The organism is Actinacidiphila sp. bgisy160 (assembly GCF_965342435.1).
In the GTDB taxonomy this organism is placed as follows: Bacteria; Actinomycetota; Actinomycetes; order Streptomycetales; family Streptomycetaceae; genus Actinacidiphila.
The window spans coordinates 67,897-84,257 of sequence record NZ_CBDRCM010000034.1; the positions used below are offsets into that span (position 1 = coordinate 67,897).

The 16,361-nt window shown below is 71.1% G+C and carries 11 protein-coding genes; 6 read left to right on the plus strand and 5 right to left on the minus strand.

The window, feature by feature from the left end; genetic code table 11:
* Window positions 1-88 precede the first annotated feature (88 nt).
* The 3 genes from ACRWNP_RS24555 to ACRWNP_RS24565 all read right to left on the minus strand — a co-directional run bounded on the left by ACRWNP_RS24555 (window position 89) and on the right by ACRWNP_RS24565 (window position 8,173).
* Window positions 89-1,735 (minus strand): alkaline phosphatase D family protein, encoded by a 1,647-nt coding sequence (locus tag ACRWNP_RS24555; RefSeq protein WP_431964832.1) that lies wholly within the window; start codon window positions 1,733-1,735, stop codon window positions 89-91.
* Window positions 1,736-2,524: 789 nt separating this feature from the next.
* Window positions 2,525-6,589, minus strand: coding sequence for a carboxypeptidase regulatory-like domain-containing protein (locus ACRWNP_RS24560; protein ID WP_431964856.1), 4,065 nt, complete (start codon window positions 6,587-6,589; stop codon window positions 2,525-2,527).
* 591 nt (window positions 6,590-7,180) lie between these two features.
* Window positions 7,181-8,173, minus strand: coding sequence for a phosphotransferase (locus ACRWNP_RS24565; RefSeq protein ID WP_431964834.1), 993 nt, complete (start codon window positions 8,171-8,173; stop codon window positions 7,181-7,183).
* Window positions 8,174-8,279: 106 nt separating this feature from the next.
* Here ACRWNP_RS24565 and ACRWNP_RS24570 point away from each other — a divergent pair, with 106 nt between their 5' ends.
* Together ACRWNP_RS24570 and ACRWNP_RS24575 are read left to right on the plus strand one after the other, a co-directional pair.
* Entirely contained in the window at window positions 8,280-9,173 is an 894-nt protein-coding gene (locus ACRWNP_RS24570) for an aminoglycoside phosphotransferase family protein (protein WP_431964836.1), read from the plus strand.
* A 628-nt stretch (window positions 9,174-9,801) separates the two neighbouring features.
* Window positions 9,802-10,404, plus strand: coding sequence for a hypothetical protein (locus tag ACRWNP_RS24575; protein ID WP_431964838.1), 603 nt, complete (start codon window positions 9,802-9,804; stop codon window positions 10,402-10,404).
* Between the two features lie 107 nt (window positions 10,405-10,511).
* On the opposite strand, the gene ACRWNP_RS24580 is transcribed toward ACRWNP_RS24575, so the two are convergent.
* Window positions 10,512-11,969 (minus strand): glycoside hydrolase family 47 protein, encoded by a 1,458-nt coding sequence (locus tag ACRWNP_RS24580; protein ID WP_431964840.1) that lies wholly within the window; start codon window positions 11,967-11,969, stop codon window positions 10,512-10,514.
* A gap of 301 nt (window positions 11,970-12,270) precedes the next feature.
* Here ACRWNP_RS24580 and ACRWNP_RS24585 point away from each other — a divergent pair, with 301 nt between their 5' ends.
* Window positions 12,271-12,708 (plus strand): GNAT family N-acetyltransferase, encoded by a 438-nt coding sequence (locus ACRWNP_RS24585; protein WP_431964842.1) that lies wholly within the window; start codon window positions 12,271-12,273, stop codon window positions 12,706-12,708.
* A gap of 162 nt (window positions 12,709-12,870) precedes the next feature.
* Here ACRWNP_RS24585 and ACRWNP_RS24590 read toward each other — a convergent pair whose 3' ends face one another.
* Window positions 12,871-13,833 (minus strand): LysR family transcriptional regulator, encoded by a 963-nt coding sequence (locus ACRWNP_RS24590; protein WP_431964844.1) that lies wholly within the window; start codon window positions 13,831-13,833, stop codon window positions 12,871-12,873.
* Window positions 13,834-13,967: 134 nt separating this feature from the next.
* Between ACRWNP_RS24590 and ACRWNP_RS24595 the strand changes: the two genes are divergently transcribed.
* From ACRWNP_RS24595 to ACRWNP_RS24605, 3 genes are all read left to right on the plus strand, one after another.
* On the plus strand, window positions 13,968-15,218 hold the full coding sequence (locus ACRWNP_RS24595; RefSeq protein ID WP_431964846.1) for an MFS transporter: 1,251 nt from the start codon (window positions 13,968-13,970) through the stop codon (window positions 15,216-15,218).
* 218 nt (window positions 15,219-15,436) lie between these two features.
* The gene (locus ACRWNP_RS24600; protein WP_431964848.1) at window positions 15,437-15,916 is read left to right on the plus strand and encodes a hypothetical protein; all 480 of its coding nucleotides are present in this window, start codon (window positions 15,437-15,439) and stop codon (window positions 15,914-15,916) included.
* Window positions 15,917-15,977: 61 nt separating this feature from the next.
* A complete protein-coding gene (locus ACRWNP_RS24605; protein ID WP_431964850.1) occupies window positions 15,978-16,346 on the plus strand; it encodes an SH3 domain-containing protein in 369 nt (122 codons plus the stop codon).
* Window positions 16,347-16,361: the final 15 nt, after the last annotated feature.

Here is a 16,361-nt window from a genome sequence, read left to right on the forward strand (position 1 = left end):
CCGCGAAGCACCGGCCGGACGGTACGCGAGCGGGACCCCGGGGTGGGCCACCCCGGGGTCCCGCTCGCATGCCGCGCCCTGCCGGAGGTCAGGCGGGCGTGAGCCCCGGATTGCCGGCCTCGGTGACGAAGGAGGCGGCCGTGGTGACGGGTGCGCCGGGCGTGGTCACCGCGGACACCGTCCTGAAGTCGGCGCGCGCCGAGTCCCTGCCAAGGGTCAGCACGGCATAGCCGCGGCGGCCGTTGTAGAACTTCAGGTGCGGGTTGGCCTGCATGTAGGTCGCCCAGTTGGACGGCTTGTCGGAACCGTCCTTGCCGCTGCTGATCGAGCTGGTGACGATCTCGGTGCCGAGGGTCTTCGAGGCCGGGTCGTCGAAGTCCTTCTTGATGTCGAAGCCGTAGTGGACGTGGACGTCGCCGGTGAGAACGACGAGGTTGTCCCGGCCGGCGGACTCCCAGCCGTCGAGCAGGCGCTGCCGGGAGGCGGGGTAGCCGTCCCAGGAGTCCATGGAGACCTTGAAGTCCGGCGTCGTGCGGTCCTTGCGCTGGGCAAAGGTGACCTGCTGAGGAACGACGTTCCAGGTCGCCTTCGAGGTACGCCAGCCGTCGACGAGCCAGCGCTCCTGGGTCGCGCCCGTCATGGTGCGGGCCGGGTCCTGCGACTGCGGTCCCGGGACCTGCCAGCCGTCGCCGTACGCCTGGTCCGAGCGGTACTGGCGGGTGTCGAGGATGTCGAACTGGGCGAGCCGCCCGAACTGCAGACGGCGGTAGAGCTGCGCGTCGGGACCCTGCGGGAGCTGCCGGCGCCGCAGTGGCTGGTTCTCCCAGTACGCGCGGTAGGCGGAGGCCCGCCGCAGCAGGAACTCCTCCGGGGGCACGTCGCTCTCGGGGGTGCCGTCCGCGTAGTTGTTCTCCGTCTCGTGGTCGTCCCAGGTGACCACGAAGGGGTGCGCCGCGTGGGCCGCCATCAGGTCGGGGTCCGACTTGTAGAGGGCGTACCGGAGCCGGTAGTCCTCCAGCGTGAGGGTCTCGCGGTTGAAGTGCGAGGGCAGGAAACGGTCCGTGTAGGCGCGGGCGCCCCCGGTCGCGGTCACCGCGTACTCGTAGAGGTAGTCGCCGAGGTGGAAGACCGCGTCGAGGTCCTCGTCGGCCAGGTGGCGGTAGGCGGTGAAGTAGCCGTCGTGGTAGGCCTGGCAGGACACCGCCGCGAGGCGCAGCTCGGTCAGGCGGGCGCCCTTCGACGGGGCGGTGCGGGTACGGCCCACGGGGCTGATCCACTGGCCCGCGCGGAACCGGTAGTACAGGACGCGGTCGGAGTCGAGGCCGCCCACCTCCACGTGCACGGCGTGGTTGTACTCCGGGTGCGCGTCGACGGTGCCACGCCTGGTGACGCGGGTGAAGCGCTCGTCGTGGGCGAGTTCCCAGCGCACCTTGAAGCGCTTTGAGGGCAGGCCGCCGCCGCTCTCGTAGGGACGGGGGGCCAACCGGGTCCACAACAGCACCGAGCCGGGCATCGGGTCGCCCGAGGCCACGCCCAGCGTGAAGGGGTTCTCGGTGATCTGCGCGGCGCTCGCCTCGGCCGCCGCGGCGGTGCCGCCGAGCGGGATGTTCACGGCGAGGGCCAGCGTCGCCGCCGCCCCGGTGACGGTGAGGAAACGACGCCTGTCCATGTGGCGTGCGGCGTCGCGCAGTTCGGTGGAGTGTCCGGACGGAGAAGGCGATGCGGAAGGCTGCATGATTGTGCATTGCAGTGGCCCAGAGCGGCGTACAGGCGCCGAAAGGTTGGCGCGAACATGGATGGACGGTGACCGTTGGCATGCCGCCGACGCGAAACCCGTCCTTCACGAATCCGGCACGAACCCGCCACCTCCCGTAGGCAGTTCGTTCCACGGCCCGCAGCCCGTGGGGGCTGTTCGGAGCGGCCGCCCGCGGTGTCGGTGACGGGGCCTGGGGTGCCCCACGTGCACATCGATGATCTCGAGTGGCAGCGGGACCGGCTCGGCGGCGTTCCGCCGCGGCTCGTGGAGGCGGTACTCGAACGCGGCGGCCTGGAAGCGGTGATGGAGGCGGCGCAGGAGCGCGGCGACTGGTTCTGCGCGGAGGGTGCGGTGCGCCGGCTGTGCGCGGCAGAGGAGTTCGCGCGGGCCTGGGCGGTCATCGAACCGTTCACGGCCACCGGATGGCAGCCCGCCGTCGGCGCCGGCGCCGACGTCCTGCTGCGATGGGGCCGGGTCGACCAGGCGCTGGAACTGGCGCACCCCCAGGGCCGGGGCACCGAACCGCACGACGCGTGGCCCGACTACGCCGAGGTGCTGGTGGGGGCCGGACGGGTGGACGAGGCCATCGACGCCCTCGTACCGCGCCTGCGCGAGCGGCGGGCGCTGCGGGCGCTGGTGAGGATCACCGAAGGCCAGGGAGGGCCGGCCCCCGAGGGGAACGGCCGTTGGCGTGCGCGAGTTCGCGTCCGGGGGTGCGCCGACGGTCCGTTCCCGGACCGTCGGCGCCGTTCCCGGCGCGTGCCCCGGTTACTTGCGCTTCAGGGTGAAGTTCGCGGTGACCGTGGCTCCCTTCTTCAGCTTCACCGTCGTGACGGTCGGCTGGTAACCGTCCTTGGCGACGATGACGGTGAGCGGGTTGTTGCGGACGTCGAGCCACAGACCGTACGTGCCGTCGGCCGACGTGGTGAGCGTGTAGCTCGCGGCCCAGCTGTCGATCTGCACGGTGGCTCCGGCCAGCGGTGCGGTGCCGCCGGTGGCCTTGTTGCCCAGGACGAGGCCGGTGATCTTGCCCCAGGTCTTGGGCGGGTTGACATGCAGGCTGACCGGGATGCGCGGTACCGAGTACGGCGTGTCGGTACCCACGTTCAGGCCGGCGGTCAGGTCACCGGGCTGGGTCACCGAGGCGGCCGAGGCGTCCAGCGAGAGCGCGACGGTCGCACTGGCCCCGGGCTGCAGGGTGAGCTCCTGGACGCTCTCGCTCATCCAGTCGACGTCGCTCGCCCCGCCCTGGTCGTAGCCGGGCAGCACCTCGACCTTGCTGATCGGCCTGCCGGGGGCGTTGCCGCCGCCGACCTTGTAGAAGCCGGGCGCGCCGCCGCCGCGGTAGGTGGCGACGTTGGCGTTGGGCAGGGTGCCCCAGGTGCCGGACTGCGGGTCGAAGGCCTGGCCGCGGTTGGTGAGGGCGTTGTTCCCGACGCCGCCGACCATCAGCAGACGGCCGTTGGCCGCGGCGTAGGAGGTACCCCACTGCGGGGCCGGGACGTCGGCGAGCTGTGACCAGCTGTCGGCATCCGGGTCGTAGACGTAGGAGTGGACGACGTCGTTCTCGCTCGCGCCGAGACCGCCGGCGCAGTAGATCTGGCCGTCGATGGCGCCGCACGCCTCCCACGAGATGGGCTCGGGGTAGGCGGCGATCTGGGACCAGCTGTCGGTGCCCGCGTCATAGACGCCGGCATCGGTCGTGCCGCAGAAGTCGGCGCCGCAGCCGCCGATCATGTACAGCTTGCCGTCCAGGACGGCCGTGCCGGAGCCGGCGTACGGCTTGGGCGCGGACGCGCCGGTGGTCCAGCTGTCCGACTGCGGGTCGTAGATCTCCAGCTTCGCGTCCGGGGAGCCCGAGGGGCCCCAGCCGCCGACGGCGTAGAGCTTGCCGTCGATGAACCCGTGCGCGGGGTCCTCACGGGTGTCGGACGCGCTCGCCAGCTTCGTCCAGCTGCCGGCTACCGGGTCGAGGACGTACAGGTCCTTGACATCGCTCGATCCGTTGTAGCCGAAGGCCGAGTAGACCTTGCCGTCCAGCGTGTCGACAGCGTTGTCCATGAGGGCGCCCGGCAGGTCCGGGGCCGTCTGCCACGTGTCGTCGGCCGGGGCCGCCGCGGACGGCCCGGCCTTGGCGGCCGTGTGGGCCTTGCTGGACAGCGGGTTGAAGTCACCCTTGACGGTCTGCAGGGCGGCGCCCTTGCCCTGTTGGGTGAAGCCGCCGGACTGTTCGCCGAGTTTGACCGTGGCGGCGGCGCCGCCGGTGTTCTTGACGGTCAGGTTCTGCGTCTTGGACCCGCCCCAGGCGACGGAGGCGGCGACCGAGGCCGGAGTGATCGTGATCTTCCCGGCCTTGAGCTTGAAGTTCGCCTGGACGGCGCTGTCGGCCCCGACCTTGGCGTTCTTGGTCAGCGAGGTGTACTTCGCCTTGGCCGCGATGAAGGGGTGGCTGCCGAAGGCGGTCGAGACGAACGAGTAGTAGCCGTCGGGCAGGTTCGGGTCCTCGGGGGTGGCCGCCGTGGTGGTCTTCTCCGCCGGCTTGTCCTGGCTGGTGACGGTGGCACCCACGAGGCCGGTACCGGTGTTGGCGTCGGTCACGGTGCCCACGACCAGGCCGGCGGGGATGGCGGTGAGCTGACGGTCGCCGACGAAAACGTTGTCGACGGCCCACCACCAGCCGAAGCTGCCGGTGAAGTGGAAGCGCAGCTGCACCTCGGGCTTGCCGGCGAAGTCGGACAGCGACGCCTCGATGCGGTCGCCGGTGACGTCCGAGCCGGGGGACCAGATCCGGGTCCAGTTCCTGCCGCCGTCCGCGGTCGCCTCCAGGGCCGCGGACTGGCCGCCGTACTGCTTGTACTCGGTGTTGAAGGCCACCTCGGGGTCGTTCTTCCCGGTGAAGTCGTAGACCGGGCTGACGAGCGAGGTGTCCTGGGTGGCGCCACCGCCGAAGTGGTCGCTGTCGACGATGGCGAACGCGCCGTCACCGCCGGTGTGGTTGCCGCGGTCGCCGGGGTCGTCGAACTCCCAGCCGCCGGTGGTGTCCTCGGCGTTGTCCACCTTCCATTCGGCGGGCGGGGCGTCGGTGGCGTCGAACGGCTCGGTGGTGCCGGTCACGTCGACCCGGTATCCGGGCGTGTCCGCCGTCCAGGAGTCCGCCGGGACCGCGATGCCCACCGTCTGCGCGGAGTCGCCGACGGTGATCGTCTTGCTGACGGTCTTGTAGCCGGGTGTGGCCGCCGCGACGTGCAGGGTGTAGGAGTGCCCCTCGGGCAGGTCCAGGCTGTACGCACCGGTCGCGGGGTCCGTCCACACCACGCCGGGTACGCCGTCCGCGGTGATCTTGGCGTAGAGCGGCCAGCCGTGGCCGGAGCCGTCGGTGACCTTGCCGGCGACCGTCTGGCTCGGCACCGCCGTGAGGGTGAAGTTCCTGGTGACCGTCGCGTCCTCGTCGACCACGACCCCGTCGGCCGAGCCCTTGGCGTAGCCGAACGCCTCGACGGAGACGTCATACGTGCCGGTGGGCATGGTCAGGGAGTACGTGCCGGAGGCGTCGGTGTGGGCGATGCCGGTGCCCGCTGTGACCGTGGCGCCGCTGACCGGCTTTCCGGTGGCGCTGTCGGTCACGGTTCCGGAGATCACGCCGTGCGCGCCGGTGCGGAACGCGGTCAGGCCGGCGGGGGTGCCCAGGCCGGTCGGTCCGTCGAAGCCCTCGGCCCCGTTGCACAGGTACGACGGGGAGCAACTGCCGTTGCTGCCCGTGGTGATGTCGTTGAGGCCGGTACCGGCCTCGTACGGGTACGCGTTCGGGTACGAGCCGGCGACGGGGGTGCCGGCGGCGGCGTACACCGAGGCGATGATGGGCGCCGAGACGCTGGTTCCGCCGTAGACCGCCCAGCCGTTGTGGCCGTAGGTCTGGTAGACCGCCACGTCCTCCGCGACGGCCGACACGTCGGCCAGTGCCCGGTTGTCACAGCCGGTGTCGTGCTGGAAGGCGGGCTTGGGCTCGTACAGCGAGCAGCCGGAACCGGCAAGGCTCCAGGCGGCCTCGGTCCATCCGCGCGGCGTGGACGAATCGCGGGTCAGCGTGGTGCCGCCGACCGCGGTCACGTACTGCGAGGCCGCCGGGTAGCTCACGCCGTAACCGTAGTCACCCGTGGACGCGGTGATCGCGACCCCGGGGTGGTTGTAGTGGGCGTCCAGCTCCGTGGTCTCGGACGGGTCCTCGCCGTTGCCGCCGCGGTAGTCGGTGCCGTAGGAGTTCGACACGTACTTCGCGCCCATCGCAACCGCCTGGTCCACGGCGGCGGACAGGCTCTCGAAGCTGTTGTCGTCGGCCTCGACCAGCAGGATGTGCGCGTTCGGCGCGATCGCCGAGACCATGTCGACGTCGAGCGAGATCTCACCGGCCCAGCCGGGGTCCGGCGCGGGGTAGTCGGTGCCGCCGCGCTGGTCGACCTTGCGGAAGCAGCCGTTGTCCGTGGTGCAGGCCGGCAGCCCGAACTGCGCCCGGTACACGGCGAGGTCGGCCTCGGCGGTCGGGTCGTCGAAGGCGTCCACGATCGCGACGGTCTGTCCGGCACCGCCGTCGGCCGGCAGGTCATAGGCGCTGCGCAGATCGGCCGCACCGTAACCGGCCGGCGTGACCGCCGCCGGCAGCAGGCCCTTGACCGGCTTCACGTCGGTGCGGCGCAGGGCGAAGCAGCTGAACTGGCCGGGCCCGGCCGTGTCACAGGTGGGTTCGAAGGAGCGGCGGACGCCGGTGGCAGCGGCAGCGGATCTCGCGCCGGTGGCACCTGAGGCCAACGCCGGTGCCTGTATTCCGAGCACGGCCATCGCGGCGGCCCCGAGGACTGCCAGGCCTCTGGTCACCGTCCGGCGGAAGGGGTGGGGGGATATCGCTGGTCTGTGCAACGTGACTCCCATGCGTGCTTGCAGGGATCGAGCCGTTGTACGGCTCCTGGCGACGGTGAACGTCCGCGCGTTCACCGGAGCCCATTAGGCGAGTCCCGCTCTGTTCATGTCAACAAGGACGAATCAAGGTCTCCGATTACACAAGGTCATCACGTGAATGCTGCACGTGCGCAACCTGCTGTGTTTTTCAGGTGTTCTGACAGGAATGCCCGTTTCTGCGTGTTCGTTGAGTGAAGGCTGGACCTCCGTTGCTCATGACTGCTCACTGCACGTATCGAGGGCGTGAATACGACACGCGACGGAAAGACGCCAGGGCCCCGGGGTGTCAACGAGACCGTCCGGCCGGCCTTTTGTGCTGGTCGACTTGCCTGTCGGCGACAACTTGGCGGCGCCGTAGGCCCGCTCGCGAAAATCCCACCCGCCGGCCTGGCGCCTGCCTGGGATGCCCCTCGCGCCGGCGGCGGCGGGCCGCCCGGGGGCTTCCCGCGAGCCGCGAGGGTCGCAGCGCCGGCCTCACGGGAGCAGGGCCAGCGCTTCCCGCAGATTGTGCTCGGCGATCCCCCGCATGAATCCCCGGTCCGGGAAGTCGCCGTCGAGGAGTCGCAGCGGGCCGGCCACCAGGGACAGGCGCATGGCGAGCATGTAGAGGTCGAGGCGCCGCGGGTCGAGGCCGGGCCGGACGAGGGCCGCGTAGTGGTTCCCGAAACGCAGACGCAGGAAGACGTGCTCCCACTCGACGTCGAAGTACATCAGGCCCTCGATGTCGATGAGGACGGCACCCGCTTCGGCACCGACCAGGACATGGTCGGGTCCGAGTTCCCCATGAATCAGCCCGTACTCGGTGCGCGGGGTGACCAGCGCCCGCAACGCCTTGAGCCGGTCGTCGAGCCGGCTGCGCGCCGCCATGATCCTGCTGTCGCGTCCCGCCGCCTCCGCGAGGTCGCGCAGGGCCCGGTCGAGCACGAGTTCTTCGCAGGACTTCCCGAGAGCCACGCCGCCCCGCTCCAGCACGTCCACCCTGCCGAAGCGAGGGGCAATGTGACGCTGCATCAGATCGAGAGTCCGGGCCAAGTCCTTCAAGACCGCCTCCGCGCGGCCGGGGTCGGTGGTGAAGAGTGCCTCCAGCGTGCCACCGGCGATGTCCTCGACCACGGCGATGCCGGTCGCGTGCCGATCTGCGGCGTCAACCGCCCAGAGCAGCCGCGGCACGCGTGCCCCGATCTCCCGCAGTCCGCGATGTGCGGCCAGGAACGGCACCAGCCCGGAGGCAGGCGCCAACGGGTCCGTCGCGTCGTCACCGTCAGCGCCGTCGCCGGGCCAGAAGTTCTCCTCGTCCGCCCATCTGTAGACGATCACGCTCGCGGTCCCACCACCCTTGAGCCGGACCCGGTACACACCCTTCTTGCTCCCCCCACGCAGGCGATCCACCCCGACGACTCGGCAGTCCGCCCCCACGGCGTGGCGCACCGCGCCCGACAGTTCCTCGGCTTCGACAAATCCGCGCATCCGCAGAACCTACCCGGAGCCGGGCGCACCGACGTCCCCCGCGAGCACCTGGCCGGTGTCGCATCGCAGGGCGACGGATCAGCCACCTCCTGGCAGGATCGGTGTCGTGATCGACGTTCCCGCAGATTTCGCAGCCGCCGCTGTCAACCGTGCGGGCCAGAGCGGCAAGGACTGGGCCGACTCCTTGCCCGGGCTGGTGCAGAGCCTGTGCGCACGGTGGGTCTTGGCGGTGGACGGCGCGCCGCTCCACGGCCACCTGGGCCTGGTCATCCCCGTGCGGCGCGGCGACGAGCCCTGCGCGCTCAAGGTCTCATGGCAGGACGCCACGACGTCGCAGGAGGCGCCGGCGCTCGCCGCCTGGGAGGGCCGGGGGGCCGTGCTGTTGCTCGACCACGAGCCGGCCGCGGGAGCCATGCTGTTGGAGCGACTCGACGCCGGCCGCACCCTCACCGCCGTCGACGTTGACGAGGCGGTCACCGTCGCCGGGCGCCTGCTCCGGCGCCTTTCGGTCCCGGCCCCTGAGGGCTTCACCCGCCTGGCGGATCTCGCCGCCGGGCTCCCCGAGCGCTTGAACGCCCAGTGGGAACAGCTCGGTCGCCCCCTCCCCCGGCGACTGATCGACGCGGCAGCGGGCCTCGCCGCCGAATACGGTCCCTCGGCAGGTGGGCAGCTGGTCAACGGCGACCTGCACTACGAGAACGTGCTGGCGGGTGTCCGCGAGCCGTGGCTGGCCATCGACCCCAAGCCGCTCACCGGCGATCCCGAGTACGCGGTGGCGCCACTGGTCTGGAGGCGGTTGGAGGACATGGACGGGGCCGCCGGCATCCGAAGCCGCCTGGCCGCCCTCGTCGCGGCCGCCGGCCTCGATGCCGACCGGGCACGTGCCTGGACCCTGGTGCGCACGGTGGACTACTGGCTGTGGGCCTTGGGGTTCGGTCTGACCGAGGATCCCCAGATGTGTCTGGCCGTCTCCGAGGCCCTCCTCCCTGCCCCTCACTGATCGGTGGCAACCGGCCCAGCACGGCCTCGCCACGGCGGAGACGCCTGGCCGACCGCGCTGGTGCCGCCCTGGCCCACGCACAGGCGGTCCAGAGCCATGACGCCGTTGCCGACCGCCTGTCCGCCACCACCACCCTGTGGCTGCCGGTCTACGCGGTCGGAGCGGCCCTCCTGGCGGGACTGGGCGCGTGGTCCATTGACCGGCTCAGGGTGCGGAACGAGGCGGCGGCATCCGGCCAGGAACGACCTCGGCAGGACTGACCTGCCACCCGACAGCGGCTGCGGGTCGGGCAACTGACGGGGTGTGGGCCGTCTTGGCTCACTCGGCCGCACGCCCACGGCGTGGCGCTGCGCTGTCAGACACCCGCACTAAACTCACCGCACATGGCTCCTCCTGCATACCGTGCCGCCGCGGAAGGCGACGCACTTCCTGAACAGGCCGCACGCCCCGGCAGGCGGAGCCGGACAGCCCCGGGACCTTGTCCGGGGGCGGCGACGTCGCAGGACGACGCGCGCTACCACTTGTGTTGTCTGACCGGAAGTCACCACCAAGCGCCCGCTGGGCCGTGGCCAAGCCGCGGCCAGCGGGTCGCCGAACTGTCCGTGGCTCCATGGAGAAGGGAAACAGCGTGAACACCAAGAAGATCACGGCCCGCCGTCTTACGGCTGAGGAGGTCTCGGAGCTGGGCCTCCAGGACGAAATCTTCGTCTCGGCGGAAATGGATGATCTTCCACTCGACTGCTACGCACCGGCGTCCCTCACGAAGTCGGGCAAGAACTTCGAGGGCGGATCCTTCACCGCGAGGACGATCTTCGGCAACGAGATGCACGTCCTCCCGGACAATGCGGAAGAGTCCGGCATATGGGTTGCCGACGAGGCCGGGGAGGAAATCGAGGTTCTCCAGACCGCGGGCGTCCTGCTGAACCTCGCTCTCTTCGTCCCGGACGGGAACACGGAGGCTCTGAACTCGCTCTACGCCGCCGCAAGGGAGGCGTTCGGGGCGGGAATCGTTCAGCGTTGGAACGAGGAAGTCGTCGCGGTGCCGGACGTCAAGGTCGACCTGTTCGAGGAGCCGAGCCGCGGGCGGAAGGGTGCGGGCGGCAGCCAGAACCGCGACCGCCGCGCCTTGGACATCTACCCCACTCGCGTCCGGTTCATGGAGGCCAGCGCCGGCTGGAAGTTCGTCCTCGAACTGCACCAGGAGCACGTCGACGACACACCGACGATCTGAGCCCGCGGCAGCCCCCTTGGCATGCCGTCGGCACAACGCCCCCTCCGTGCCGGAGGGGGCCCCGTCGCGTACGACACGCCAGGCACGTGTCCCGGTTTCGCTTCGCGTCACTTTCCGGCCGGCCCCATGCCACCTGACGCGGCATCGGGGTGCAGCAGCCCGCGCAGGACATTGCCCTCCGTGGTCAGATGACTGGAGCGGTAGTCGAAGCGGCGCGCGTCGGCGAACAGCAGGAAGTAGTATTTGGCGTTCTCGCTGAACCAGTACGCCGGAGTGAGGTCCCCCAGCTTCATGGGCGACGCCGTCACATCGCGGACGACCGTGTAGCCGTTGGGGACCTGGCAGTAGCGCTTCTGACGCCCGAACATCTCGCGGGCGCGTTCGCAGTAGAGCTGGTTCCCGGTCGCCAGCCACAGGAACAGGCAGGAGTCGACGTACTCCGGGCGCAGCGGATAGGACGGGTCCCTCGCACGCATGGTCCGGTAGTCGATGAGGTCCGGCGGCAGGCGGAAGGCGTCGAGCAGGGCCGTCCAGCTGTCGTGGTAGCGCCGGCCGGCGGTGACGCGGCCGCTCTGGGCCAACAGCCCGGGATAGAAGGCGGTCAGCTCGGACTGGGCGTGGCCGGTGGCGCGGCCCGTGCTCATCTCCGCCTGCCGGAACCACAGCCGTCCGGTGCGCCGGTCGGCGAGGTACTTGAAGACGCCGACGGTGAGCGTGGTGTACCAGGCGTGCAGTTCCTCGTCGCCGTACAGCTCCCAGCCGTACCACAGGTTCTCGAAGAAGGAGTCGACCGGCGGGCCGAGGGTGGCGGTGGTTCCGGTCCACGTGCCGGTCTCGATGTCGAGGGCGGTACCCACCAGGTCCAGCTGTGAGCGGCGTTCGCAGACGGCGCGCAGCGCCTTCTTGGCCGCGCCGTAGTAGGAGCGGTCGCCGGTGAGCCGGGAAAGCTCGCCGAACTCGGTGACGCAGCTGCCGATCTCGGCCACGTAGTTGTGGCGTCCGCTGACCGCGCCCGTGGAGAGGTTGACGTAGCGGTAGGGGGCGCCCGTGGGTGATTCGGTGAAAGCGGGCATCAGCCGGTCCGCGAGGTCGCGGGCGAGGTCGAGCAGCGCGGGGTCCTTGGTCGCGAGGTGTCCCGACAGCAACCCGCCGACCAGCCGGATGACCGACTCGAAGACCTGGACGGAGACGTCCTGGTCTAGGGCGAGTTCGTGCTTCACCCATTGGACGGCCGTCACCAGTTCCTCGTCCAGTTCCATCAGGTAGAGCGTGTCGAGCGCCTCGACGATCGTCAGTCCGAACGTGTGCCCCGGGGCGAAGAAGTCCGAGCCGGAGCCGCTCAGCGGCCGCAGTTCGTCGCGTCCCCAGGCCAGCCGCCGGTAGGCGTCCCAGGCGCTGCGGAACGCGGTGACGGCCTCCTTCCCGAGGCCGGCGTACGACTCGGGCGCCGCGACGGCCGTACCGGGCAGGGACACCGCCGGGACGGCGGCGACGGGTGCGAGGGCGGTGAGGGCACCGATCAGTCTGCGTCGTGAGAGTCCGCCGGGACGCGCGCTTTTTCTCATGCCCGAGACATGCCCTGAATGCCGGGCCCACCTTCCGGGCGAGGCGGGACATCACCTTATTGACGGGACGTCCTCCCGGTGGCCGACGCGAGGACGAAGCCGCAGGCGGTGAGGTGGGGAACCGAGGGCGATGGGGGCGCCGCTGAGGGCTCGCGCCGACCGCCCGCCCACGTGTGGATGAGCACGAATGGCTTGCCGGCGGGTTCGTGGGAAGACTGGTGGCGGCGGCCACGCGCGGCCGCGCCCCCGGGCACCACCGAGGCCGCCCGGTGCCATGACACCCTGGACAAGGAACCGCATCATGAGTCTTGAGGTTGCGGTCGTTCGCGAAGCGGATGACGAGATGGTCGAGGCGTTCACCCGCCTGCTGCCCCAACTGTCCCGCAGCGCCGCCCCGCTGACCCACGAGTCGCTGCGACGCCTCCTGGCCGCCGAGGCGAACACGGTGCTGGTGGCGCGGGTCGACGGTCGCGTCGTCGGGACGCTCACGCTGGTGCTGTTTCCCCTGCCCACCGGGCTGCGGGCCTGGATCGAGGACGTGGTGGTCGATGAGGCCGCCCGCGGTTACGGCGTCGGTGCCGCCCTCACCGAGGAGGCGGTGCGCCTGGCCGACGCGGCGGGAGCCCGCACGGTGGATCTCACCTCGCGCCCCTCGCGGCAGGCGGCGAACCGGCTGTACGAGCGTCTCGGCTTCCTGGTACGGGACTCCCGTGTCTTCCGCTACACCCTGCAGCAATAGCGACGGCGGGCCGCTCGAACGTGGTGCGGATACGTGCGGAGCGGACGCGCGCTGCCTTCGCCACCTGCGGGCGACCCGGCACCGCTCGATGCGGGGCCGTCCCGAGGACGTCCGCCTCAGGCAGGCGTCCCCGGGATCCGTCCCCCATGGACGCGGCGGCGTTCAGCCCGGAAGCACCCAGCCCGGGGCCCAGGTGCCGGCGGCGCCATGGCCGGCCGCGGTGGCGGCGAGGTGGGCGCGGAGTTCGGCCAGCGCCGGGTGGGGGTTGTCGCGGTGCCAGAGCAGCGAGTGCGGGTAGACGGGCGTCGGGTCGGTCACCGGGATGCGGCGCAGGCCGTGGTCGGCGGGCCACACGTCGGGGGCACCTCCCAGCGGTAGCTGGGGGAGGGTGTGCTCGCCCATGAAGGTGGCCAGGGCCGGGGTGTCGGCGATGGTGTCCAGGAGCGCGTCGGAGCCGAAGTTGGGGCCGGTCGCCTCGATGGTGAGGCCGAACTCGGCGACGAGGTCGTCGTAGTACGCGGCCCACTCGGTGCCGGGGACGATGCCGGGCATCCAGATCCGGTGCCCGGCGAGCTGGGCGACGGTCACGGAGCGGGCTCCGGCCAGTGCGTGGCCCGGGCCCGTGAGGAGCTGGAGCGGCTCGTCGAGCACCCGCATGAACTCGATGTCCTCGGGAAGAGGCCGGCCGGGCACGGCGACGGCGCGGAAGGAGGCGTCGATCTCACCGGACCGGATGGCGGCGACGGCCGTCTCGATGTCGAACAGCCAGACCACGTCGAGCTCGGTCTCCGGGTGCGCGCGGTGGAAGCCGCGCATCAGGCCCGACGCCGCGCCGCGCGACGCGATCACGTCGACACGTAGCGGACGGCTGCCGGTGCGCACGGACGCGACCGCGCGTTCGGCGACGCGCAGCAGCTCCCGCGCGTGGGGCAGGAACGCCTGCCCGTCGATGGTGAGCCCGGCGCCGCGCGTGGTGCGGGTGAACAGCCGCACGCCGAGGTTGCGCTCCAGGGCGGCGATGCGCTTGGAGACGGCCTGCTGGGTCACGGCCAGCTCGGCGGCGGCCTCCTGGAACTGCCCCGCGTCGGTGACGGCGACGAAGGTCCGGACGGTCTCGAGATCCATGCCGCCACCATAGCCGTACAACCATTGGTTGTGGCTTATGACCCTGCGGTTGTTTGATCCCGGGCTGAGCCGCCCGCTTTGATGCCTCCGGTCGCGGACGGGTTGTGCAGGGTGAGTGACGAGGGGCGTCGGGCATGAGGAGCGGGCACCGGCTGGGGCGGCGGTTCGGGTGGCTTTGGGGGGCGTACGGGGCCAGCGCGCTCGGCACGTGGCTCGCCTTCGGCGCGTTCCCGCTGATCGCCATCCAGGTGCTGCGCTCCGGACCGGCCGAGGTCGCGGCGCTGTCGTCCGTGGGGGCCGCGGTGGGCGCCGCCGTGGCGGTGCCGCTGGGACCGTGGGTGGAGTTCCGGCACAAGCGGCCCGTGCTGATCGCGATGGACCTGGTACGGTTCGCGGCTCTGCTGACGATCCCCGCCGCGTTCGCGCTCGGCGTCCTCACCTTCGTGCAGCTCCTGCTGGTCTCGGTCGTCGTCGCGGCGGCCGACATCACCTTCCGGGCCGCCTCCGGCGCGTACCTCAAGACGCTCCTGCCGGCCGAGGACCTCCTCGTGGCCAACGCCCGATTCGAGTCCACGGCATGGACGACCACGATCATCGGTCCACCGCTGGGTGGCGCGGCGATCGGGCTCCTCGGTCCGGTGGCGACGGTGGTGGCCGACGCGGTCAGCTACCTGCTCTCGGCTCTGGGCATCCGCGCGACGGGCGGGCACGAGCCGCCGCCCGGGCGTGCACGGCCCGCACGCATGCGGGCCCGGGACCTGCTCGGCGGTTGGCGGTACATCCTCGCCGACCGGGCGCTGCGACCGCTGTTCTTCAACACCGCCCTGTTCAACGCCCTGGTGATGGCCGTCCAGCCGCTGCTGGCCGTCCTGATGCTCGGCCGCCTCGGCTTCGCGCCGTGGCAGTACGGCCTCGCCTTCGCCGCGCCCTCGATCGGCGGGCTGCTCGGTTCGCGGCTGGCCCGACCGCTCGTCACCCGGTTCGGACAGCACCAGGTCCTCATCGCGACCGGGGCGCTGCGCGCGCTGTGGCCCGTCGGCCTGGCCTTTGTGGAGCCCGGCACCGGAGGCCTGCTGCTGGTGATCGGCGTCGAACTCGGGCTGATCTTCTGCTGCGGGATCTTCAACCCCGTGTACACCACCTACCGCCTCGAACGCACCGCGAACGACCGTGTCGCCCGCACGCTGTCCGCCTGGGCAGTGACGGCCAAGGCCTCGACCGCGCTCCTGACCGCCCTCTGGGGCGTGCTGGGCGGCCTGCTCGGCCCGCGAACGGCCATCGGCCTGGCCGGCGTGCTCCTTCTCGCGACCCCGCTGCTGCTCCCACGCCGCGCGGCGGCGCCGGTCCGGGAGCCGGAGGCGGAGCCGGCAGCGAGCCGCACCTGACGGATGGCGCGGTCTCCCCGGCATTCCGTGCGCAGTGATCCATTTCTGACGTAACGTCAGTGTGTCGTACACGAGTGCTTGTTGTGGACATGCTGCTTGGAACAGACTGACGTCGATTCGTACGCACGAGCGGCTCGCGATGGCGCGATCGCGCCCGAGCGCCCGAACGGCCACGCCGGTGGCTGTTCGCCGTACGTGCCGACCACCAAGGGGGAACCATGTCCGTACGTCCGTCACGCCGGTCGCTGACCAGCGCAGCCGGCGCTTTCGCCCTGGCCCTGGGCTCGACGCTCGCGGGCGCCGCCGTCGCGCCGGCCACCGCCGCCGCCGACGACGGCGACCGCACGTCGACCGTGGCCTGCGCGTCCCTGTACGTCAACGACTCGGGCGGCACGACGCACGCCAGGCTCCGGAACTGCTCCGTCACCTGGGGCAAGAACATCATCGACGGCGTCTACTGGCAGACGGTGAAGTTCGAACTGTACGACGCCCGCACCGACGGAGTCTGCGCCAAGTCGAACGTGATCGTGTCGCCCTCCGGGGCCAGCTCGCAGGCGAGCGAGTGCAACGGCGTCTACACCGCGAAGTCGGCGACCTTCAGCGGCCGGGCCACCAACATCTTCATCAGGATCGCCTACGGCTCCAACTCGACCTACGGAAAGATCAGCACGAACGTCGCACCGCCGTCCGGTTTCTGACAACCGCGACCCGTGGGTTCGCCACCGCGACCCGCGCCGGCACCAACGGGAGGGGATCGGCATGCGATCGGCACGCAAGGCGAAGTGGGCGGCACTGGCAGCGGGATTGCTCGCCGTGCCCGCGGCCCTGGTCGTGGGCACCGCGGGACCGGCGACGGCGAACGCGTCCTGCGGTCAGGGGGCCTGGGGCACGGACGGCAGGGACGTGCGGATGACACCGGGCGTCAGCGCCAACATGCGCAGCGGCTCGAGCACGGTCTGCGGGGTAGTCGGCTGGGCCGACAACCAGGACGTCCTGATCTACTACTGCTGGACGAGCGGCCAGAACGGCACCTGGACGTACCTCTACAACCAGCACGACGACCGCACCGGATGGGTGAAGGACTCGCTGCTGCCCTACAACGGGTCCAACCAGTACTGCGGCTTCTGACAGCGCGGCACCCGG